At 61.7% G+C, this 21738-nt stretch carries 19 protein-coding genes, 1 pseudogene and 1 other annotated feature; of the genes and pseudogenes, 11 read left to right on the top strand and 9 right to left on the bottom strand.

The genetic code is table 11. The features are described from left to right. Positions 1-41: 41 nt before the first annotated feature. The 4 genes from ACKXF7_RS03300 to ACKXF7_RS03285 form a co-directional block, all read right to left on the bottom strand. On the bottom strand, positions 42-1214 hold the full coding sequence (locus ACKXF7_RS03300; protein ID WP_423742128.1) for a DHHW family protein: 1173 nt from the start codon (positions 1212-1214) through the stop codon (positions 42-44). Between the two features lie 12 nt (positions 1215-1226). Next, positions 1227-2645: an MBOAT family O-acyltransferase gene (locus tag ACKXF7_RS03295; protein WP_423742127.1), complete on the bottom strand. Its 1419-nt coding sequence runs from the start codon at positions 2643-2645 to the stop codon at positions 1227-1229. 218 nt (positions 2646-2863) lie between these two features. Next, positions 2864-3439: a DUF4358 domain-containing protein gene (locus tag ACKXF7_RS03290; RefSeq protein ID WP_418265335.1), complete on the bottom strand. Its 576-nt coding sequence runs from the start codon at positions 3437-3439 to the stop codon at positions 2864-2866. Positions 3440-3569: 130 nt separating this feature from the next. Beyond that, complete coding sequence (locus tag ACKXF7_RS03285) at positions 3570-4421, bottom strand: M15 family metallopeptidase (protein WP_423742126.1); 852 nt, start codon at positions 4419-4421, stop codon at positions 3570-3572. Between the two features lie 84 nt (positions 4422-4505). On the opposite strand from ACKXF7_RS03285, the gene ACKXF7_RS03280 reads away from it, so the two are divergent. The 4 genes from ACKXF7_RS03280 (at position 4506) to ACKXF7_RS03265 (ending at position 6814) form a co-directional block, all read left to right on the top strand. Continuing rightward, positions 4506-4967, top strand: a complete 462-nt coding sequence (locus ACKXF7_RS03280) for a SpoVA/SpoVAEb family sporulation membrane protein (protein ID WP_423742125.1) — start codon at positions 4506-4508, stop codon at positions 4965-4967. Positions 4968-5065: 98 nt separating this feature from the next. Continuing rightward, on the top strand, positions 5066-6088 hold the full coding sequence (locus ACKXF7_RS03275; protein WP_423742124.1) for a stage V sporulation protein AD: 1023 nt from the start codon (positions 5066-5068) through the stop codon (positions 6086-6088). Then, positions 6085-6441 carry a SpoVA/SpoVAEb family sporulation membrane protein gene (locus ACKXF7_RS03270; protein ID WP_339394600.1) on the top strand — a complete coding sequence of 119 codons (357 nt, stop codon included), beginning with the start codon at positions 6085-6087 and terminating at the stop codon, positions 6439-6441. The genes ACKXF7_RS03275 and ACKXF7_RS03270 overlap by 4 nt, the downstream gene beginning before the upstream one ends. Beyond that, a complete protein-coding gene (locus ACKXF7_RS03265) occupies positions 6428-6814 on the top strand; it encodes a hypothetical protein (RefSeq protein WP_423742123.1) in 387 nt (128 codons plus the stop codon). Before ACKXF7_RS03270 ends, ACKXF7_RS03265 begins: the two co-directional genes overlap by 14 nt. A 69-nt stretch (positions 6815-6883) precedes the next feature. Here the strand turns inward: ACKXF7_RS03265 and rpsT are convergent, their stop codons facing one another. Continuing rightward, positions 6884-7144 (bottom strand): 30S ribosomal protein S20, encoded by a 261-nt coding sequence (gene rpsT, locus ACKXF7_RS03260; RefSeq protein WP_149793985.1) that lies wholly within the window; start codon positions 7142-7144, stop codon positions 6884-6886. A gap of 166 nt (positions 7145-7310) precedes the next feature. Between rpsT and gpr the strand changes: the two genes are divergently transcribed. The 6 genes from gpr (at position 7311) to ACKXF7_RS03230 (ending at position 14207) form a co-directional block, all read left to right on the top strand. Then, positions 7311-8096 (top strand): GPR endopeptidase, encoded by a 786-nt coding sequence (gpr, locus tag ACKXF7_RS03255; protein ID WP_423742122.1) that lies wholly within the window; start codon positions 7311-7313, stop codon positions 8094-8096. Between the two features lie 121 nt (positions 8097-8217). Then, entirely contained in the window at positions 8218-9354 is a 1137-nt protein-coding gene (gene spoIIP / locus ACKXF7_RS03250) for a stage II sporulation protein P (protein WP_423742121.1), read from the top strand. Between the two features lie 32 nt (positions 9355-9386). Continuing rightward, positions 9387-9647 (top strand) — a binding site (T-box leader). A gap of 48 nt (positions 9648-9695) precedes the next feature. Then, a complete protein-coding gene (asnS, locus tag ACKXF7_RS03245) occupies positions 9696-11084 on the top strand; it encodes an asparagine--tRNA ligase (protein ID WP_339394602.1) in 1389 nt (462 codons plus the stop codon). Positions 11085-11400: 316 nt separating this feature from the next. Then, on the top strand, positions 11401-12444 hold the full coding sequence (locus ACKXF7_RS03240; protein ID WP_423742120.1) for an A/G-specific adenine glycosylase: 1044 nt from the start codon (positions 11401-11403) through the stop codon (positions 12442-12444). Between the two features lie 121 nt (positions 12445-12565). Beyond that, positions 12566-12769, top strand: a complete 204-nt coding sequence (locus tag ACKXF7_RS03235) for a phosphatase (RefSeq protein WP_249237844.1) — start codon at positions 12566-12568, stop codon at positions 12767-12769. Positions 12770-12902: 133 nt separating this feature from the next. Continuing rightward, a complete protein-coding gene (locus ACKXF7_RS03230; RefSeq protein WP_423742119.1) occupies positions 12903-14207 on the top strand; it encodes a murein hydrolase activator EnvC family protein in 1305 nt (434 codons plus the stop codon). Between the two features lie 142 nt (positions 14208-14349). On the opposite strand, the gene ACKXF7_RS03225 is transcribed toward ACKXF7_RS03230, so the two are convergent. From ACKXF7_RS03225 to ACKXF7_RS03215, 3 genes and pseudogenes are all read right to left on the bottom strand, one after another. Next, positions 14350-15249: an aldo/keto reductase gene (locus ACKXF7_RS03225; protein ID WP_423742118.1), complete on the bottom strand. Its 900-nt coding sequence runs from the start codon at positions 15247-15249 to the stop codon at positions 14350-14352. Between the two features lie 140 nt (positions 15250-15389). Next, positions 15390-16993, bottom strand: a pseudogene (locus ACKXF7_RS03220) (peptide chain release factor 3). A gap of 259 nt (positions 16994-17252) precedes the next feature. Then, on the bottom strand, positions 17253-18119 hold the full coding sequence (locus tag ACKXF7_RS03215) for a GNAT family N-acetyltransferase (protein WP_339394605.1): 867 nt from the start codon (positions 18117-18119) through the stop codon (positions 17253-17255). A 193-nt stretch (positions 18120-18312) separates the two neighbouring features. Here ACKXF7_RS03215 and ACKXF7_RS03210 point away from each other — a divergent pair, with 193 nt between their 5' ends. After that, the gene (locus ACKXF7_RS03210) at positions 18313-19698 is read left to right on the top strand and encodes a S1C family serine protease (protein WP_423742117.1); all 1386 of its coding nucleotides are present in this window, start codon (positions 18313-18315) and stop codon (positions 19696-19698) included. A 50-nt stretch (positions 19699-19748) separates the two neighbouring features. On the opposite strand, the gene pulA is transcribed toward ACKXF7_RS03210, so the two are convergent. After that, positions 19749-21704 (bottom strand): type I pullulanase, encoded by a 1956-nt coding sequence (gene pulA, locus ACKXF7_RS03205; protein WP_423742116.1) that lies wholly within the window; start codon positions 21702-21704, stop codon positions 19749-19751. Positions 21705-21738 lie beyond the last annotated feature (34 nt).

Below are 21738 nucleotides of genomic sequence, written 5' to 3'. Positions count from 1 at the left end.
GGTCGGCAGAGGGGCGTGTTCCTGTGCGGGAGAAGGCGGGTTTACCCCGTTACTCCGGCACGGTAGAGGTACGGGTCGCTCTTGAAGCTGTCAAAGCTGTACAGCACCAAAATCTGGTCGTAGCCGTTGTCGGCGATCAGCTGATCCAGTCCATAGTTGTAGTTGCGGAAGTCCACCACGTCGATCTCGGCGTAGTTTGCGGTCAGGTAGGGCGCAAAGCAGTTGGCGTAGCTGTCCTTGATGACCAGAATGCGTCCGGTGCCATTGCCCTCGATGCGGCTCAGGCCGTTGTTGCCGTGCAGGAACATGGCGTATTTGTCGTACACATTCAGCTTGTCGGTGTCGTACAGACCGGTGGTCTGGCCGTCCGTCGGCTGGCCTGCCGCCGTCACGTTCCAGATGGTCAGGGCGTTCGGCAGGTCGTAGTAGGTGATGGTATCCGGCACTGCATTCCATGTGCGGGCCTTGGAGTAGTGGGTGCCGTAGAAGTTTTCGGCCGTCAGAGCGGTGTGGGCGGCGGGGTCGAAGGGGGTCAGGCCCAGCGCACCGCAGAGCTGCTGGTAGGCGTAGTATGCGCCAAGGCTCGTCCAATGGTGGTCGGTGCGGTAGTAGATATATTCGTCCTTGTGCTCGGCAAGGGTCTGCCGCACGTCCACAAAGCGGCCGCCTGCCGCCTGCACGGCGGCAGAGAGCTGGTCGAGGTAGGCATCCTCGTCCAGCAGCGGCGCATTTGCAGGCACTTTCTCCGGATAGATCACCGATGCTGCCGGTGCCAGCAGAACATCCACCTTGCCCGGGTACCGCTGACACAGCGCTTCCACGGCGGCGGTGTTCTTGGGCAGGGTGCGGTTCTCGCTGTCCAGCAGGCCGAAGGTGCGGGGGAACATCATGTGCTCTTTGCCCAGCAGGATGCCGCCGCTCTGCTCCTTTTGCAGCAGGGTGGTCTCCACCACGCTCTGCAGGCTGATCCAGTTATCGCGGCCGAACACCTGATCCTTCACGTATTTGGTGTAGGCGGTAAAATAGCTGTTCAGCCCCTTGGCGGAAAGCTGGGTCAGCGCCGGGCGCTGGCTGAGGGTGGTGTTCTCCATTTCGCTGTAGGCACGATCCGGTGTAATAAGGTCCAGTGCGAACAGACCAATAAAGAACAGGCTGAACACCACCAGCACCGGGTAGTGCAGGAGCGAAGAGGATCGTTTGGAATGCTTGTCCATCTTCACGCCTCCTTAAAAGTTAAAGTAGAGGAACGGGCTGTTGGTGCTGCCCACCACATAGGCGGTGGAGATCACCAGCAAGGTCAGGATGGCGGCACAGCGGGTGACCATGTTCCTGCGGAGCACATCCCAGAGCTTTTCAATGAGCGGGGTGCAGCACACCACGCTCACCGCCAGTAGCACACCGTAGTTGCGCAGGAAATACAGCGGAGATACGCCGCCGGAGGGGATGAACAGCTTCTGGAACAACAGGCCGAAGCTTACGCCTGTGTCGTTGCCCACGAACATGGCCCAGCCCACCACCACGAGGAACAGGGTGTAGATGTGGGGCCAGACTTTACCCTTTTGCAGGTGGGGCAGCAAAAACAGCTTTTCTGCCGCCAGCAGTACAAAGTAGTACAGGCCCCAGCAGATGAAGTTCCAGTTCGCGCCGTGCCAGATGCCGGTGAGCAGCTCCACCACGAACAGGTTGAAGATCTGGCGCTTCAGGCCCTTGCGGTTGCCGCCCAGCGGGATATATACATACTCCCGGAACCAGCCGGACAGGGTCATGTGCCAGCGCCGCCAGAACTCGGTGATGGATGCGGAGATATACGGGTAATTGAAGTTTGCGGGGAAGTCGAAGCCCAGCATCTTGCCCATGCCAATGCCCATCATGGAGTAGCCGGAAAAGTCAAAATAGAGCTGCAGACTGTAGGCGATGATGCCCAGCCACACCAGCGGGGTGGAGGCGTTGGCAAGACCCACAAAGGTGGTGGAGGGGCTGTCTGCCACCCCGATGATGTCGGTCCACAAAGCGCCGATGGCGTCCGCCAGCAGCACCTTTTTGGCAAGGCCGAAGGTGAACAGGGTCATGCCCTCTTCGATCTGCTGCAGGCTGTAGCGGTGCCGGTATACGTGCAGCTGGCTGGAGACATCGCGGTATTTGACGATGGGGCCCGCGATGAGCTGCGGGAACATGACCACGTAGGCACCGAAGTCGATGATATTGCGCTCCGCCTTCACATCCCGGCGGTAGACGTCGATGGAGTAGGACAGGGTCTGGAAGGTGTAGAAGCTGATGCCCAGCGGCAGGGTGCCGATGCCCTGGATCTCGGCAAAGCCGGTGCCCAGCAGGGCATTGACGCTGCGCAGAACGAAGTTTGCGTATTTGAAATAGAACAGCATCCCAAGGCTGCCGATCAGGGCGGCAAGCAGGAACGCTCTGCGCAGGGCCGGGCGCTGGTCAAAATGCTCGATGGCAAGGCCGCTGATATAGTTGATCAGGATCAGGGCCACCATCACCGGGAAGAAGCGTACCTCGCCCCAGCAGTAGAACACCAGACTGCACAAAAACAGCACGGTATTCTTGAGCTTCGGGGGTGCAAGGTAGTACAGCGCCAGCGTGATGGGCAGAAAGCGGAACAGGAAGATTATGGTGCTGAAAACCAAGGCGTCAGCCTCCTTTTGAATTAAATCGGAAGAAACCCTCTCAGGCCGCTTCGCGTCCAGCTCCCCCGAGGGGGAAGCTTTTTTGCAAGACAACAAGGCCCGCGTCTCCAAAGCTCCCCCTTTCGGGGGAGCTGGCAACGCCGAAAGGCGTTGACTGAGAGGGTCACTACCGAAAAAAGCCGATGCCGCAAATGGCACCGGCTTCGGGTGGTTCGGGTTTATGCCAGAGCGTTGTTCACGGCGCTGTCCAGATCAGCGGTGCACTCGTTGGATGCGATCACCATGACCACGGTGTTGTCCTTGAAGGCGATGACGGCGTTCTCCACGTTGTCCTGTGCCTGTGCGAACTCGGCGTAGTTGCCGTAGAAGGCCACCTGATCCTGCTGGTAGGCAGCCAGCTGGTTTGCCACATCCTCGGCCTTGCCGTCGGCGGCTTCCATCACCAGCACCAGACCGGCGTCGCCGTTGTCGTTGCTCTTGACGCCCTTGTAGCTCACCACGTCCTCAGCCTTCAGGCCGAAGTCGTACTCGATGTTCATGGCTGCGATCTCGAACTGGTTGGAAATGGGGTCCTGCTCCAGCAGGGCGTTGTAGATGCCGTCCAGTGTGTCGGTGCCGTTTTCCGCATTGTCCACCACAGAGGACACAGCGGCGCTGGAAGCGGAAGATTCCGCCGCAGCGGTGGAAACGGAGGACGGCGCAGCGGAAGAGCTGCTGCTGCCGCAGCCGGTCAGTGCAGCTGCAGCCAGCGCACCGGTGAGGGTGATTGCAATAATTTTTGTGCGATTTATCATAAAATATTCCTTCTTTTGTTCAAAACATTCTCGCAGCTGCCCAAAGCGGTCCTGCATCAGGGCAGACTATTGTTATCTTACCATAACCGCGTGCAAAATGCAACGCGCAGACCACCGGTTTTACGGATTTTTAACCGGCCGTGTTTTCCCCTGCGGCCAGCTTCTGCAGCAGGGCAACGGCGTCCTCAAGGCACAGGCCGCTCTGCTGGATGAGAGCCGCATTCTCCGGCCCTACATAGCGCCAGTGCCACGGCTCATAGGTGATCTCGGTGACGGCTTCGGCGTCCTTGGGATACCGCAGGATGAAGCCGTACTCCACGGCGTGGGCCTTCAGCCATCGGAAGGCAGCCGTCTTTTCAAAGCCCGTGTCAAGGCCGGTGTGCTCCGGGCTGTTCAGGTCGGCGGCAAGGCCGCAGTTGTGCTCGGAGTAGCCCGGAGGATTCACGATGGAAGCGGCCTTCTGCAGGGCCTCGGCCCGGCTCAGCCCCTTGTCCAGATAATACTGGGTCTTTTTGTTGTAGAGCCCTTCCTGATACTTCACGCTGCGGTAGCCGCTCTGCATCCAGATGGTCACGCCCTCTTTGGCGGCAGCGGCCTGCATGGCAAGAAAGGCGTCGGCGGCTTCGGTCTGCAGGGTCTTATTGACGGCGGTGGCCGAACCGCATTCTCTGGTGGTAAAGGTGTAGTCCTCCGGCATCTTGTTGGTATGGTTCACCAGCACCATGCGGGGGTCGTCCAGCATGGCCTGCGCCTGCTGAGCGGAGAGCAGGCCGGGCTCTTCCTCCACGGCCGAAGCCGCACCGGAAGCAGGACTGGCGGCTGCTGTACTGCTGACAGAAGCCGCCGATGCACTGGGAACGGCGGCATGACGGCTGAGCAGGAAAGAGACTCCGCCCGCAGCCGCGCAGGCCGCAAGGGTGAAAGCAAGCAAACGGCGCGCAGCCGGGCGCAGAGGATGGCGGTGATGGGGAGTTGGATGCATGGAAAGCCTCCTTTCCGGCGGGGTTGTACCATTGTGTATAGAATGGGCATCCCATGGGCAGACTATGCCCGGAGGGAACAGGATATGAAGATGACAGCACAGGAATATGCGCGCCGGGTGCGGCGTGTGGGGCCGCACTCACCTCTGGGAACAGACTGTCTGTGGGCCTTTTGCGTGGGCGGCGGCATCTGCCTGCTGGGCGAGATACTGCGCCAGCGGTATCTTGCCATGGGGATGGAAGCCGACCTTGCCGCTACCCTGACCAGCTGCACCCTGATCGCCCTTTCGGCGGTGCTTACTACGCTGGGGTGGTATCAGAAGCTGGCGGCAAAGGCGGGGGCCGGGTCGCTGGTGCCCATCACGGGCTTTGCCAACGCAGTGGTCAGCGCAGCCATCGAGTTCAAGGCCGAGGGCCGGGTGCTGGGCACCGGGGCCAAGATGTTCACCATCGCCGGGCCGGTCATCGTATATGGTACGCTGGCGGCGGTGGTGTACGGCGCGGTGCTGTGGGGGCTGAACACGCTGGGGATGCCCGTCCTTTTATAAAAACGGGCAAGTGTGCCGTAAGATTGCAGCATGCTGTTATTATACAACATTTTATGGAACTTTTTCCATCTATTTTCCACGAAGGAGAAATTTTGCCTATGTCGATCCGGTGCGGGGACACCCTGCTGTTCCAGACGCCGCCGGTCATTGCTGCAGGGGCGGCAGTGGGCGGCAAAAAAGAGGGCGAAGGCCCGCTGGCTGCAGAGTTCGATGAACTGAGCGCAGACAACCGCTTTGGCCAGTCCAGCTGGGAAGCTGCGGAAACATACCTGCAGCTGCGTGCCGCACGGCTCTGCCTGCAAAAAGCGGCGCTCCCGCAGGAAAAGGTGCAGCTTGCCCTTGCAGGGGACCTGCAGGCCCAGTGCACGGCGTCCAGCTACGCCATGCGGGAGCTGGGCGTGCCCTTTGCCGGGCTGTTCGGGGCCTGCAGTACCATGGCCGAGGGGCTGGCGCTGGGGGCTGCCTTGTGCGAGAGCGGCGCGGCCCGGGCGCTGCTGGCTATGGCGTCCAGCCACTTCTGCGCGGCAGAACGGCAGTTCCGCACGCCCCTGAGCTATGGGGCTGTGCGCACGCCTACGGCCCAGTGGACGGCCACCGCTGCCGGGTGCTGCCTTCTGCAGCCGCAGGGTGCGGGCGTGGGCATTGCAGCAGCCGCCTTTGGCCGGGTGCAGGATTATCAGGTAAAGGACATCAACAACATGGGAGCCGCCATGGCTCCCGCAGCGGCTTCGACCCTGCTGCACTATTTCAAGGATACCAACACCGAACCGCAGGAGTTCGACTGCATCTATACCGGCGACCTTGGACAGACCGGCAGTCAGCTGCTGCGGGAGCTGCTGGCCGCCGAGGGCCTGCTCATCCGGAACCATGTGGACTGCGGATGCATCCTGTTTGACCCGAACGAGCAGCGGGTGAAGAGCGGCGGCTCCGGCCCGGGCTGCTGCGCAGCGGTGCTGTGCGGGCATATCCTGCCGCGCCTGCGCCGGGGCAGCCAGAAACGAGTGCTGTTCGTAGCCACCGGGGCCCTGATGAGCCAGACGACCTTTTTGCAGAAGGAAAGCATCCCTGCGGTGGCCCATCTGGTGGAGCTGCGCGCCCCGCAGAAAGGAGGTACGGCATGAATTATTTCTGGGCGTTCTGCGTGGGCGGGGCCATCTGCGCGGCGGGGCAGCTGCTCATCGACCTGACCGGCCTGACCCCGGCCCGCATCCTGACCGGATACGTGGCGGCGGGCGTTGTCCTTTCCGCCATCGGGTGGTATGCCCCGCTGGCCGAGTTCGCAGGCTGCGGTGCCACCGTGCCCCTGCTGGGCTTTGGGCATCTGCTGGCAAAGGGGGTCCGCACCGCTCTTGCCGAGGAGGGGGCCGTGGGCATCCTCACCGGCGGGCTGACCGCTGCTGCGGCCGGCATCACCACCAGCCTTGTGTGCGGCGTGGTGTGCAGCTGGGCAGGGAAAAGCCATGACCAGAACTGAAGAAGAAATACACCAGAACATCGTCACTTTGTCCGCCACTCTTCGCCCTGTTTTTCCACCGCACGGCGGTAAACTGTGGAAAACAGGAGGTGATGTGCATGAAGCACCGCTGGACCACCCTTTTGTGGGAGCTGTGGGCCGCGCAGGCTGTCTGTGCGGCGGCAGCACTGCCGCCGGGCAGCGGGTTCCATACATGCCCGGCTCTGGTACTGCCGGGGCTTGCCCTTGCGGCGGCGGTGCCCACGGCATGGGCTGCGTGGGCGCTGTTTGCCGAGCCGCCCGATCCCTGCCGCCGGAGCGGCTTCTGGGGCCGGTGTCGGAGTTCGATCTTGCCGCCCTGTGCGATCTGGAACAGCCTGCTGCCGTGCCATAAAGCGGGCAAAACAAAAACCCCTGTGCCGGAGATCCGGTACAGGGGTTTTGTTCGTCAATCAGAAAGCAATCAAGCGTTCTTGTTAGCACGCTTTGCCATACGGCTGATCTTGCGGCTGGCGGTGTTCTTCTTGATGACACCCTTAGCGCGAGCCTTGTCGATCGCGGAAACAGCAGCCAGGACGGTTGCGTCCTTGTCAGCGGCATTCGCATCGATGGCAGCGTCTGCCTTCTTGACGACTGTTTTCAGGTTGGTCTTAATGGCCTTGTTGTGAGCCTGCTCTGCAACAGCCTGCACGACACGGTCCTTCTGAGATTTGATGTTAGGCATTCGTTCCACCTCCTTGGCTACCTATAACAGCGCACCTTATGATACCATATTTGTCGTATTAACGCAAGCGTTTTTTTGATTTTTGTTTAGAAAAGTTTGATTTTTGCCATACTTTCTGCGTACAGAGGGGGCATTTGGCCCCAAAACAGGCAGGAGGGGCGAGAAAATGCGCTTTACGGATATGGCCGATGAGCTGTTTGGCACGGCAGAGGGGGCCCTGCCCGCGGGGGTGCGGCTGGCAACGGCAAAACGCGGCGGCGTCACCGTTACACGGGTAGAGATCGCGCGGGAGGGGCTCAGCCGGCCCCGGGGACGGTATGTGACACTGGAGATGCCCAGCGTCAGCGTGCTGGACGAGCGGGACGCCGACGTCATCGAGACCTGCGCGGCGGAGCTGCGGGCCCTGCTGCCGCCGGAGGGGCCGGTGCTGGTGCTGGGGGTGGGCAGCCGCCGCATCACGGCAGATGCGCTGGGCCCCCGCACGGTGCAGAAGGTGCTGGTCACGATGGGGCCGCAGCATGCGCTGCCGGTGCGCGGCATCCGGCCCGTGGCCGCCATTGCGCCGGGGGTGTCGGGCAGCACCGGGCTCACCCTGTGCCAGCTGGCCGGAGCAATGGTGGAAGCGGTGCGGCCTGCAGCCCTCATCTGTGTGGACAGCCTTTGCAGCACCGAGGGGGTGCGTCTGGGCCGCAGCATCCAGTTTTCGGATACCGGGCTGCACCCGGCGCAGGCAGACCACGCAAGGCATCTGGACGCCGGAATGCTGGGCGTGCCGGTGGTCGCAGCGGGCATCCCCACCCTGATGGAAGCGGAGGAGGGGGCGGATCTTGTGGTGACGCCCCGGGCGCTGGACAGCGTCATTGCCCACGGCTCGGCTCTGCTGGCAGCAGCCATCAACCGGGCCCTGCAGCCCCGGCTGAGCGTGGCGCAGCTGTGCTGGCTGACCGGCTGATAACGTTTTTTGCAGAGCGTGGCGGCTGCAGCCTGAAAGTGCACAGCCCCCTTGGGATTCTGCGCTATTTTGCACCCGGCCCGGCATACAATAATAAAAACAGCCGGAAGGAGGTGCCGCCATGCGCAGCAGGACCCCGCTGCCCGCCCGGGGACAGGGGCAGGTCAGGCCATTTCTGGAAGCGGCAGTGCTTTTTGCCGCACTATGTATCTTTGCCCGCAGCGCGGCGCTGGGGTTGGCAGCGGCCATCGCGGCACCGCTGCCCATGGCCGAGACCCTTCTCTGGCTGGGCCGGCAGTCCGCAGGAGAAACGGCATCCTCGGTGCAGGAGCAGGCAGAGCCGGAGTCCGTACCGCAAGGGCCCGCTTCTTCCCTGCCGCAGGCCGTGCAGGCGCTGACCGGGAACATTGAGGACTACCTTGTGCCCCTGCTGGGGGAGGATGCCCGCCCGGCAGATGCGGGAAAGATCATTGAAAAGCAATATCCGCAGGGCAGCGGCGAAAAGTACATCCCCTGCGGGGCGGGCAGCATCAAGAACAACACCCGGCAGAGCGCAGCGGACATTGCGGCAGAGATCCAGAATCCGCTGCCCTTTGCCATCGAGCCGGACAGCCCCGACCCGCAGGTGCTGGTGATGCACACCCACGCCACCGAGGACTACCGTCTTTCGGCAGGGCTGTGGTTCGCCCCCGGCGACGGTGCCCGCAGCACCGACTGCAGCGTGAACATGTGTGCGGTGGGACGCGTGGTGGCCGACACCCTCAATGCGGCGGGCATCAACACCCTGCACGACGAGACCCTGAACGACTACCCCAGCTACACCGGCAGCTATGCCAACAGCCGGGCCGTAGTGCAGCAGTATCTGGCCCGGTACCCCAGCATCAAGGTGGTGCTGGACGTCCACCGGGACGCCATCGAGACCGAAAGCGGCTCCCGCTATGCCCCGGTGTGCACGGTGGACGGGCGGCAGGCCGCGCAGGTCATGATCATCTGCGGGTGCGACAACGGCACCACCGTCCGGCTGCCCGGCTGGCGGCAAAACCTGCGCTTTGCTGCCGCGTGGGAGCGCAGTATGGAGGAGATGTACCCCGGGTTCACCCGGCCGGTGCTGTTCAGCTACCGGTTCTATAATCAGGACCTGACCACCGGCAGCCTGCTCATTGAGATCGGCGGGCACGGCAACAACCTGAACGAGGCCCTCTACGCCGGGCAGCTGGCGGCAAAGGGCCTTGCCGCCGCATTGCTGGGCGGTGCTTGACAAAACGCCGCCAAAGTGCTATTTTTTAAAGGTCAAATGCCTTGATCGGGAAAAGTAGCGCGGGCCGTCCGGCCCAGAGAGTGCGGCACAGCTGAGAGCCGCGCCCGTGCGCCGCGCGAACGAACACCCGGGAGCAGCAAGCTGAACACGGCCTTTTGGAATGGACCGCCAGTAGGTGCGCCGCAGGTCCTGCGTTAGGGGGACAGCGCTTTTTTGAGCGCGTGAGCGACCGGACACTTCCGGTAATTCAGGTGGCACCGCGGACATTACAAGACAGCTTGTTCGCCCTGAACTTTCAGGGAGAAAAAGCTGTCTTTTTTGTGTTATAAAGGAGAACTATCATGGAACGTACCGAGATCGTTTCGCTGTTCAAAAACACCCCCGCCGACGGCACCGAGATCACCGTCTGCGGCTGGGCAAAGAACATCCGAGACTCCAAGAACATCGGCTTCATCGCCCTGTCGGACGGCGGCTGCTTCAAGACCCTGCAGGTGGTGCTGGAAGCCGGCAAGCTGGCCAACTACGATGAGGTCATCCACACCGGTCTGTACAGCAGCCTGCGCATCAAGGGCAGGCTGGTGCTCACCCCGCAGGCAAAGCAGCCCTTTGAGCTGAACGCCGACAGCGTGGAGATCCTGGGCGACTGCCCCGCAGAGGAATATCCCCTGCAGAAAAAGAAGATGAGCATGGAGTATCTGCGCACCATGCCCACCCTGCGCCCCCGCACCAACACCTTCAACGCTGCATTCCGGGTGCGCAGCGTCGCCGCTTATGCGATCCACAAGTTCTTCCAGGAGAACGGCTTCGTCTATGCACACTCTCCGCTGCTGACAGCCTCCGACTGTGAGGGCGCCGGTGAAATGTTCCGCGTCACCACGCTGGATCTGGAGAATGTGCCCAAGAACGAGGACGGCACTGTGGATTACACCCAGGACTTCTTCGAGAAGCCGGTCAACCTGACCGTTTCCGGCCAGCTGGAAGCCGAAGCCATGGCCATGGCATTCGGCAAGGTGTACACCTTCGGCCCCACCTTCCGCGCCGAGAAGAGCTTCACCACCCGTCACGCCGCCGAGTTCTGGATGATCGAGCCGGAGATGGCATTCTGCGACCTGTCCGGCTACATGGACACTGCCGAGGCCATGACCAAGTACGTCATCCGCTACGTGCTGGACAACTGCCCGGATGAAATGGCCTTCTTCAATCAGTTCATCGACAAGGGCCTCATCGAGCGCCTTGAGCTGGTGGCAAACAGCGAGTTTGGCCGCATCAGCTACACTGACGCCATCGAGATCCTGAAGAAGAACAACAAGAAGTTCCAGTTCCCCGTGGAGTGGGGCGTGGACATCCAGACCGAGCACGAGCGCTACCTGACCGAGGTAGTGTTCAAGAAGCCTGTGTTCGTTACCGACTACCCGAAGGAGATCAAGAGCTTCTACATGAAGCAGAACGCCGACGGCAAGACCGTGGCAGCCGCAGATATGCTGGTGCCCGGCATCGGCGAGCTGATCGGCGGCAGCCAGCGTGAAGAGGACTACGACAAGCTGGTAGCCCGCATGGACGAGCTGGGTCTGGACAAGTCCAGCTACGACTGGTACCTGAACCTGCGCAAGTTCGGCGGCGTGGAGCACTCCGGCTACGGTCTGGGCTTCGAGCGCATGATCATGTACCTCACGGGCATCCAGAACATCCGTGACGTGCTGCCCTTCCCCCGCACCGCATACGGATTCTGAGTATGACGATTTGAATGCCCTCCGCTTGCGCTTTGGGCATATTCAGCGGAATGAATTTTTAATATTCGTGTTTGTCGCGGCCTGCGGGCCGCTCCAAACACATTTTCACGCAAGGGGCCGTATCCGGAAACTGCTGCTTTAAAATGATACAGCTGTTGACCGCGGCGGCCTTACCTGTGAAAGTGCGATCCCGGAAAGTCCACAGACTTTCCGGGATCGCTTTCTATAAAAATTTTACCGCTATGATTGCCAGAGCAAAGCGAAGGCAATTCTAAATCGCAAGATGTCCGACTTTTCAACAAGGAGCACAAAACAAGTGGAAAATATCTCTCCTGCCCTGCTGGACTGGTTCTACAAAAACCAGCGCAGCCTGCCCTTCCGCACCGACCCCAGCCCCTACCATGTATGGCTCAGCGAGATCATGCTGCAGCAGACCCGGGTCTCGGCGGCGCTGCCCTACTACCAACGCTTTCTCGCCGCCCTGCCGGACATCCCGGCCCTTGCCGCCTGCGGGGAGGAAAAGCTGCACAAGCTGTGGGAGGGCCTTGGCTATTACAGCCGGGTGCGCAACCTGCAAAAGGCTGCACGCATCGTCTGCGAGCAGTACGGCGGACAGCTACCCGCCGACTACGATGCCCTGCGGGCCCTGCCCGGCATCGGGGACTACACGGCGGGGGCCATTGCCTCCATCAGCTTCGGCATCCCGGTGCCTGCGGTGGATGGCAATGTGCTGCGGGTGTTTTCCCGCCTGTACAACGACCCTGCCGTCGTCACCGAACCGGCGGTGAAAAAGGCCTTTACGGCCCGGGTCATGGAGCATCAGCCGCCGGATGCTGCGGGCGACTACAATCAGGCCCTCATGGAGCTGGGGGCGCTGGTCTGTGTGCCGAACGGTGCGCCTTTGTGCGAAAAATGCCCGCTGGCGGCAGTCTGCCGCGCCCGGGCGGCGGGCACCGCGCCGGAGCTGCCCCATAAGGCTGCACCAAAGCCCCGGCGCATGGAGCCGGTGACACTGGCCCTGCTGGAAAGCCCGGCGGGCTTCCTTTTGCAGCAGCGCCCCGCAAAAGGCCTGCTGGCCGGGCTGTGGCAGCCGGTGCTGTGGGAGGGCGAAGCTCTTGCTGCCGGAGAGGTCCTTGCCCGTCTGCGGGCCATGGGGCTGGACACGGGCTGCGCTGCGCCGGACGCCCTGCCCGCCGCAAAGCATATCTTCAGCCATATCGAGTGGCACATGAGCGGCATCCTGCTGCATCTGCCTGCCCAAAGCGCCCCGGCGGGCTGCGTCTGGGCCAGCCGGGAAGCTTTGCAGGCGGAGTATACCCTGCCCGGTGCATTTAAGTCATATAAGAAGCTTATGGTATGAAATTTCGGCCTTTTTGACCTGAATGGTTGTAATTTTTGACAGGAACGGGTATAATAAAAGCCAACAAGCACTGGATAAAAGCTGAAACACCGTTTCAATCAAAAAAGGAGTGTACGAACCTATGAAGAAATCTTGCCTGGTCGCTGTGATCACTGTTCTGGCTGCTGTTGCCGGTGCCCTTGCCGCTGTTGCTGTTTATCTGCACCGCCGTGAGAAGGAACTGGACGAGTACGAGCGTCTGCTGTTCGGCGAGGACGATGCTGAGACCGTTGAGCCTGCTGCTCCCGCTGAGGATTCTGCCCCTGCCGAGGACGCCGCAGAATAATCCCTGAACTGCAAAAGACCTTTCGGGCGCACCGGCAGTCTGCACAAGACTGTTTCGGTGCGCCCTTTTTGTTACATAGAAGCTGTTTTTATCGGCGGGATGCAGAAAAACAGCGTTGCGGAAGGAGTACATCATGAAGCGTTTTCTGCTCTGGCTCGTGGGTGTGGTGCTGGGCGTCGGGGTGTTTCTGGGGGCGGTGATGGGGGTGAGCTACGCCTTTACCACCGAGGGCAGCTGCCCGGACAGTTCGGCGCAGTTCGGCGCCGAAGCGCTGGAGAGCAACGGAGCCTGCTGGCAGGTGCCGCTGATCGGCGGACAGCTGGATAAGGTGTTCGCCAGCCCGGCGACCCTCACGGTGCAGAAGCTGGGCATCCTGTACACGGCCCACCCGGCCCTCACCCTGCCGGACTGGTCCGTCTACACCACCCTGACCATCCGGACGGCTTCCGGCGAGACGGTATTCACGGGCACAGCCAGTGAATACGAGAGCTTTCTGTTCCCGGCCAATGGCGAATACAAGGCCGAACTGACCGTCTGGCGGGTGCCGGAGGGCGGCACCGTGATGCAGTTCGAGGGCGGCAGCACCGAAGCTGTGCGCAGGAATCTGAGGCTGGAAAAGCCCGCAAAGCCCACCGGCTGGTATCGTTATGCCTTCCGGTTTACCCTGCAGGCCAGCGCAGAGGCAGAGCTTTCGGCCGAGCGGGTGGAGCAGGGCGGCGTGGTGGGCCTGCGCATTTCCGGCATGACCGGCGATGCGGCCCCCACGGTGGAAACAGACCTTGGCAATGTGCAGTGCGTGCGTGCACCGGATGGCTGGCGGGCCTATATCCCGGCGGCTTACAACGCTTCCTCCGGCGGGCATGAGGTGAACATCACGGTGAACGGCGAAACGGTCAGCCGCAGCATTGTCGTGCTGCCCAGAGATTTCGGCACGGTGGATGCGGAGCCGGAGCCGGATGCATCGGAAGCGGCGAACACCCAGTTCCGCAATGCGGTCTGGGGCCTGTACGAAGCACCTGCCCGGGAAAAGCTCTGGCAGGGCGGTTTTGTGAACCCTGCGGAAAGCTACACCACGCTGGTGGATTACGGTCAGGTCAGGGTGGTCAACGGCCGGCAGGGCAGCCGCTCAAACTCCACAAAGCTCTACACCATTCCCGGCGAGCCCTGCCGCGCCCCGGCAAACGGCGTGGTGGTGCTGGCCGCAGAGCTGGCTCTTACCGGAAACACGGTGGTCATCGACCACGGCTGCGGGATGCGCAGCTACCTGTACGGGCTGCAGGCACTTTCTGTCTCTGCCGGGCAGACGGTGGAAAAGGGGCAGGCCGTGGGCGTGCTGGGCGAGGAGCTGACCATGGACTTCAAGCTTGGCAGCAAGAGCGTGAACCCATGGCCGCTGTTCCAGACCTCCGGCGGTTTGTTCTGGAAGGAGAACAGCTGAGATGCAAAAAAGCCTCTGACCATTGCGGTCAGAGGCTTTTTGCGTCTTAAATCAAAAACTCAGGAAATGGCATCCACGTCCCACTTCATGCGGACGGCATCGGCACCGTCCAGTTTGATGTTCAGTGCACCGGCGTTGTCCATCACCTGCTGCGGGGTGCGGGCACCGCACAGCACATGCAGGCCCGGATCATGCGGGCGGTCAGGGCGATGACCAGCTGTGCCAGAGAGCAGTCGTATTTTTCGGTCAGGTCGCTCCACTTTGCCAGCATGTCCAGCGCCTGTGCCCGGCGGGCGGGCTGGAAGCTGGGGTTGGAGTTGCGGGTGCTGCCCTCGGGATAGGTGGTGTCCATGGTCACCTTGCCGGTCAGCAGGCCCTGCTCCAGCGGAGAGTATGCCTGCACCGAAACACCCAGCTCCCTGCAGGTGGGCAGCAGCTGCTTTTCCACGCGGCGGGTCAGCAGGCTGTACTTTTCCTGAATGACGTCCAGCTGACCATACTTGCAGTAGCCGCGGATGATGTCCGCAGTGACATTGGATGCACCGATGGCACGGATCTTGCCCTGCTCCTTTAGCTTCATCATGGCCTCCACCGTCTCTTCCAGCGGGTAGATGCCGAAATCGGGGCTCTGCCAGTGAGTGTACAGCACATCCAGATGATCGGTGTGCAGGCGGCGCAGGCTGTCCTCCACATCCTCGATGATGCTCTGGGCAGACAGGTCGCGGTAGACGGCAGTGCCGTCCACGACCTTGTGCAGCACCGGCGTCTCGTGCCGCCACTCCAGACCGCACTTGGTGGAAAGCACCACCTTGTCGCGGTCGATGTGCTTCATGGCCTCGCCCACCACGGTCTCGCTGTGGTACAGGCCGTAGATGGGAGCGGTGTCGATCCACTGGATGCCCTGCTCCACAGCAGTCTGGATGGCCTTTACCGACAGGGCGTCGTCGTTGTCGCCCCACCAGGAGCCGCCGCCGATGGCCCAGGTGCCCATGCCCAGAAACGGCACCTGAATGCCGCTTTTGCCAATATTGATGTTTTGCATATACTTCCCTCCATGCCAGCAGTGTTCCCCGCAATGGGAGCATCTCATTCCGTAACTGGCATTCTTTGTTGTATTTTTTGTGCTTTATGAAAAGAGAGCCGCAGCTGCAGGATATTCCCGCACCGCAGCTCTCTTTCAACTCAGATATTGCCGAACTCGCTCAGTTTCAGCGTTTCGTTGTGGGTCTCGGCCCAGCGCACGGCCCAGTCAGAGGTGAACAGCAGCAGGCGGTTGCCCTTCATATCCTCCACAGCCTTGGTGTCGCTGGTCAAGTCCAGATCCCGCAGATTGTAGGTGTCGGGGTCGTTCTGCACCCAGCGCAGCTGCTCAAAGGGCAGCTGCTGCATCCGGATCTCCACGTTGTACTCGGTGTTCAGGCGGTACTCCAGCACTTCCAGCTGCAGCACGCCCACCACACCGACTACCACTTCTTCCATGCCTCCGCCCACTTCGCGGAAGATCTGGATGGCGCCCTCCTGCGCGATCTGCTCCATACCCTTCACGAACTGCTTGCGCTTCATGGTGTCCTTCTGCTCAATGCGGGCAAAGTGCTCCGGCGAGAAGGTGGGGATGCCCGCAAACTGGACCTTCTTTTTGCCGGTGCACAGGGTGTCGCCGATGGAGAAGATGCCCGGGTCGAACAGGCCGATGATATCACCGGCGTAGGCCTCGTCCACGATGGCGCGGTCCTGCGCCATCAGCTGGGTGCCGGTGGCCAGCTTGATGTTCTTGCCCTCCTGCACATGGAAGGCCTCCATGCCGCGCTCGAACTTGCCGGAGCAGATGCGCATAAAGGCGATGCGGTCGCGGTGGGCCTTGTTCATGTTGGCCTGGATCTTAAAGATGAATGCCGAGAACTCGTCGCGGCAGGGGTCCACGGTCTCGCCGGTCAGGCTGTCCACGCGGGCCAGCGGGGTGGGAGTGAGCCGCAGGAAGTTCTCCAGAAAAGGCTCCACGCCAAAGTTGGTCAGGGCAGAACCAAAGAACACGGGGCTCAGCTCGCCGCGCAGCACCTTGTCGAGGTCAAATTCCTCGGCGGCACCGTCCAACAGCTCGATCTCATCCACCAGCTGCTGGTGCAGGTAGGGGGTGAGCAGCTCGTCCAGTGCGGATCGCCCAGCTCGGCCTCGGTCTCATCCACCTTCTTCACACCGTTGGCGCGGCCGTCGCTGGAAAATGCCAGCACCTTGCGGGTGTTGCGGTCGAACACGCCCTTGAACTCCTTGCCGCAGCCGATGGGCCAGTTCATGGGGTAGGTCTTGATGCCAAGGATCTCCTCAATGTTCTCCATCAGCTCAAAGGGGTCGCGGGCTTCGCGGTCCATCTTGTTGACGAAGGTGAAGATGGGGATGTGGCGCAGGGTGCACACCTTGAACAGCTTGATGGTCTGTGCCTCCACGCCCTTTGCGGCGTCGATGACCATGACGGCAGAGTCTGCCGCCATCAGGGTGCGGTAGGTATCCTCCGAGAAGTCCTGATGGCCCGGAGTGTCCAGAATGTTCACGCACTTGCCCGCGTAGTTGAACTGCAGGACAGAGGAGGTGACGGAAATACCGCGCTGCTTCTCAATGTCCATCCAGTCGGACACGGCGTGCTTTGCGCTCTGCTTGCCCTTGACGGAGCCTGCCTGATTGATGGCTCCGCCGTACAGCAGCAGCTTTTCGGTCAGAGTGGTCTTACCGGCGTCGGGATGGCTGATGATCGCAAACGTCCGGCGGCGCTCGATTTCTTCACGATTTGTCATAAACTATTATTTCTCCTATACGGATAAAACTCCTTCCGTCATCGCTCCGCGATGCCACTGTTCCCCCTTTTGTCACTTGTGTGACATCTTCCCCCGACCGGGGGAAGTCTTTCTCAAGGAGGGAGGCTTTTGCCTTCCCGCAGCGTCAAAGGCTCCCTCCCAGAGGGAGCTGTCGAACGAATGCGAGACTGAAGGAGTTCGTTTTTACACATACGTACCCTATTTTATCCGAAAACGCTCCATAATGCAAGTGTTTTCGTTATTTTTTCAGGATGATGCAGGGCAGAGGGGCGGTTTCGGCCCAGTTGGCAAAATCACACACCAGAACGGTAAAACTTTTGAGCGGAAGTGCCCGGAGATATTCCAGCACCGTCTGCTTTTCGTCTGTGCCGATGACCTGCCCGCTGTAGAGGATGGCGCTCACCACGCCGCCGGGCCGCACGGCTTCCAAAGCCGCCTGCAGGGCGGGGATGCTGCTGCTTGCCGTGGAGAACACTGCGTGGTCGGCCCCGGGCAGCCAGCCAAAGTTGAACATCACCGCATCTGCCGTGCCGGGCTGCACAACCTGTAAAAGGTCTGCGTGGCTTTGGCAGTGCAGCTCATACCGGGAGGCTGGCACGCCCAGCTGCTCCAGATGCTTCCGGGTGGATGCAATGGCCTCGGGCTGGATGTCGAAGCCCAGCACCCTGCCCTCCGGAGCGGTGAGCCCGCACAGAAAGGCTGTGTCGCCGCCGTTGCCGCAGGTGGCATCGATGCAAAGGCGCGGGCGGCCCAGCCGTGCGGCTAAAAAGTCCTGCACGAACCGGACGGCTGTCAGGTCCGGGGTGCGGCGGCGCACCAGCTGCGGCCCCTCTGCCGCAAAGCCGAACCCTGCCCAGAACGCAAGCTCTGCGGCATCGGTGGGCAGAGGTGCGGTGAACACCGTGGCCTGCTCGCGGTCATATCCGGCAAAGCTGCGTAAGATTTCTTTTAGAAAATAGGAACCGTAGCCTTTGCGCCGCCACTGGGGCTGGATGCAAAGGGCGGCGATGGCGGCCCCCTTCGGGGCCGGGGTCAGGGTGCAAAAGCCGATCTGTGTTTTCTCTTTGTAAAGGGCAAAGCCCTCCTTCGTGCGGTGCAGGTCCATGGTGTGTTCCCTCCTGAATCTGCTTCTAAAATAGCAAGTGCGGGGGCTGCTGTCAAGGGCAGAAAGTGTGTCTTTATTTCACAGTTTCTTCACTGCGCAAGCGATTGATTTTCACAATTGTCCGCTACAATGAGAGCAGTTCAAAGGAGCATGGCTCCTGTGGGCAGATCCTCTACGGAAAGGAAGTATCAACATGGGCAACGAGAACAAGTGGGAATATGATTATTCCTCTCAGAATAAACCCGAAGGCGGCACCGGCTATCCCAATGTGGGCAGCAGCGGTATGAATACCGCCAACCAGTACAATGACCCGCAGCCGGAGGCATGCGCAGCAGAGCCTGAGACGGCCGGCGGAGCAGGCGGCACCACGCCGCCGGTACAGCCGGTGCAGCCGCAGACCGGCGCAAAGCCGCCCCGCAAAAAGAAGAAGGGCACCGGCAGGCGCATCGCACGCAGTGCGGTGGCGCTGGTGCTGGCCGCAGCCATGGGCTTTGCCGGCGGCTTTGTGGGCGCAAAGTTCGGCGGCAGTGGTAAGGTGGTCATCCAGCAGGTGGCACCTTCCTCCACGGCAAGCAGCTCCGACAGTGCGGACAGCAGCATCGCCGCAGCGTCCAGCACCGGCACCGACCTGACCACCGAGCAGGTGGCCGATATGGTCAGCCCCAGCGTGGTGGTCATTACCACCGAGCAGGTGGTCTATTCCCAGTGGTCCTGGTACGGCCAGAATCAGGTGGAGAGCGGCGCCGGCAGCGGCGTCATCATCAGCTCGGACGGCTACATCCTCACCTGTGCACATGTGGTGGACGGCGCTTCTACCATCACCGTTACCATTGGTGACAAGGACTATACCGCCACCCTCGTGGGCGAGGATACCACCAGCGATATCGCGGTCATTAAGATCGACGCCGACGGCCTGACCCCCGCCACCGTGGGCAACAGCGACGGCCTGAAGGTGGGCCAGAGTGTGATGGCTGTGGGCAACCCGCTGGGTGAGCTGGGCGGCACCGTCACCGGCGGCATGATCAGCGCTTTGAACCGCAGCGTCACCATTCAGGGCAGCAGTTCTGTGAACACCATGTCCCTGATCCAGATGGATGCTTCGGTCAGCCCCGGCAACTCCGGCGGCGGCCTGTTCAACATGAACGGTGAGCTGATCGGCATTGTGAACGCAAAATCCTCTTCCAGCGACGCCGAGGGTCTGGGCTTTGCCATCCCCATCAACGACGCCATCAAGGTGGCGCAGGAGCTGCTGGAGAACGGCTATGTGACCGGACGGCCTTATCTGGGTATCACCTATCTGGCCGTTGAGGATGCACAGACCGCAGCCCAGCTGGGCGTGAACGCCTACGGCGTCTACGTTGTGGAGGTGGTCAAGGGCGGCCCTGCCGAGAAGGCGGGTCTGCAGACCGGAGACCGCATCGTGAGCGTGGACGGCACCGAGATCGCCTCGAAAGACGACCTTGGCACCCTGATGCAGAAGCATGCCGCAGGCGACACCCTCTCCATCACCATTGCGCGTGAAGGCCAGATGCAGACGGTCAATGTGACGCTGGGCGAAAAGACGGCTTCCAACAGCTGAACAAAATAGAAAACAGGAGCGGATGAGAGTTTTCCATCCGCTCCTGTTTTTTATATCTGTCCGAAGATGGTGGCGCTGTAAGGCATCAGCACAGCCTCGTGCTCGTACACCCTTGCCGGGCCGCGCCACAGGCTGGAAGAAATGCCGTCACTCAGCATCTGCCAGCGCCCAACCGGCAGCGGCACGGTCCTGCTGGCATCGGTGGGGTTGTAGAACACACACAGCGCCTGCCATGCCGCACCATCGCCCCACTGTGCCGGCAGGAGCCAGCCCACCAGCGGCTGCTCCAGCGAGAAAAAGTGCAGGGCATCCGGCGCGTGGGGGTCGGTGCTGGAAAGCTGCGGAAACCTTGCCCGCAGCGCCAGCAGGCCGCGGTAGTAGTCCACCAGCGCATGGTATTTTTCGGCCCGCTCCCAGTCCAGCCGGTTCAGCGCAGGCGAGGAGCGGTAGCTGTTGCCCTTCCCTTTTTTGGTGCGGGCAAACTCCTCGCCCGCCTGCAGGAAAGGCAGACCGAAGCTGGTCAGGTAAATGCCCGCCGCCAGCCGGTTCTGGGCAAGGGCTGTGCCGTCTGCCGCCGTGAACTCCGGCTTTTCGTACCGGACCAAAAGCAGCTTGTCCCACAGGGTGAAGTTGTCGTGGGCAGAAACATAGCTCACGATCTGGCTGGGTGCGTGGGGCGGCAGACGGTCACTGCGGCACCATGCCGCTACCGCACCGCCGATGTCCCAGAAGCTGCCGGGCCTGCCCTCCACATAGCCCGGCTCCCGGGCGTTGAAGCAGCCGCCCTTGATGGTGTCGCGGGTGTCGTCGCAGAAGATGCCGATGCGCTCGTTCAGCATGGACAGATTGGCCTTGTTGGCCTCGTACCGGTGCAGCTGGCTGCCGCCGCCCTGCCACGGCTCGCCGTACATCAGGATATCCCGCCCGCCGGGCAGCGCATCCAGCGCGGCGCGCACGGCGTTGATGGTCTCCACATCGTACAGGCCCATCAGGTCGAACCGGAAGCCGTCGATATGGTATTCCTGCGCCCAGTAGAGGATGGAATCGATCATATACCGCCGGGCCATGGGCCGCTCGCTGGCAAATTCGTTGCCGCAGCCGCTGCCGTTGGAAAAGCTGCCGTCCTCGTTCTGGCGGAAAAAGTAGCAGGGCACGGTATCGTTCAGCGGGTTCTCATTGCGATACATGTGGTTATACACCACATCCATCACCACACCGATGCCCGCCGCGTGCAGGGCTGCGATCATCTCCCTGCACTCCCGGATGCGCACCTCGCCGCGGGTGGGGTCGGTGGAATAGCTGCCCTCGGGCACATTGTAGTTGGTGGGGTCATAGCCCCAGTTGTACTGCCGCAGCAGCGGCTTTGCCTCGTCTACGCTGCCAAAGTCGAAAATGGGCATCAGCTGCACATACTTCACGCCCAGACGCCGGAGGTAGTTCAGGCAGGTGGGGTGGATGCCGTCCCCGTGCAGGGTGGTGCCCTGCTGGGTAAAGGCCATGAACTTGCCCCGCCATGCCGGGCGCACGCCGCTGGCAGCATCCTGCGAGAAGTCGCGCACGCTTACCTCCCACACTGCGCGCTGCTCCGGTGGGATGACCGGACGCACATCCCGCTCCCACCCGGAGGGAGCGGTGCGGGCAAGGTCCACGATCATGCTGCGGGTGCCGTTCACGCCTGCCGCACGGGCATAGGGGTCGCCGGTCTGGCGCGAAATGCCATCCACTGTGACCGTATAGGTATAGTATCGTCCGTGCTGGTCGCCGGGCAGATAGATGCTCCACACGCCCTGCGGCCCGCGCTCCAACGGCAGGGTGCCTATGCACACGCCGCCACGGCCCTTGCGGTAAAGGTTCACACACACGCTCTGAGCTGTAGGCGCCCACAGACGCAGCCGCGTGCCGGAAAGGGTATACTCCGGCCCCAGCGGCCCGGTGCAGGTGGTGTCCCGGGCAAAGGTGTCGCTCTCGAACAGTTCTTTCAGTTCAGCGGGGGTTCTGGCACTCATGGTTTCCTTCATTCCTTCTTCTTATTTTCCATAC

Origin of the sequence: Faecalibacterium sp. 7, assembly GCF_049562865.1 — a bacterium.
In the GTDB taxonomy this organism is placed as follows: Bacteria; Bacillota; Clostridia; order Oscillospirales; family Ruminococcaceae; genus Faecalibacterium; species Faecalibacterium wellingii.
This window is presented reverse-complemented; position numbering and strand designations above follow the sequence as displayed.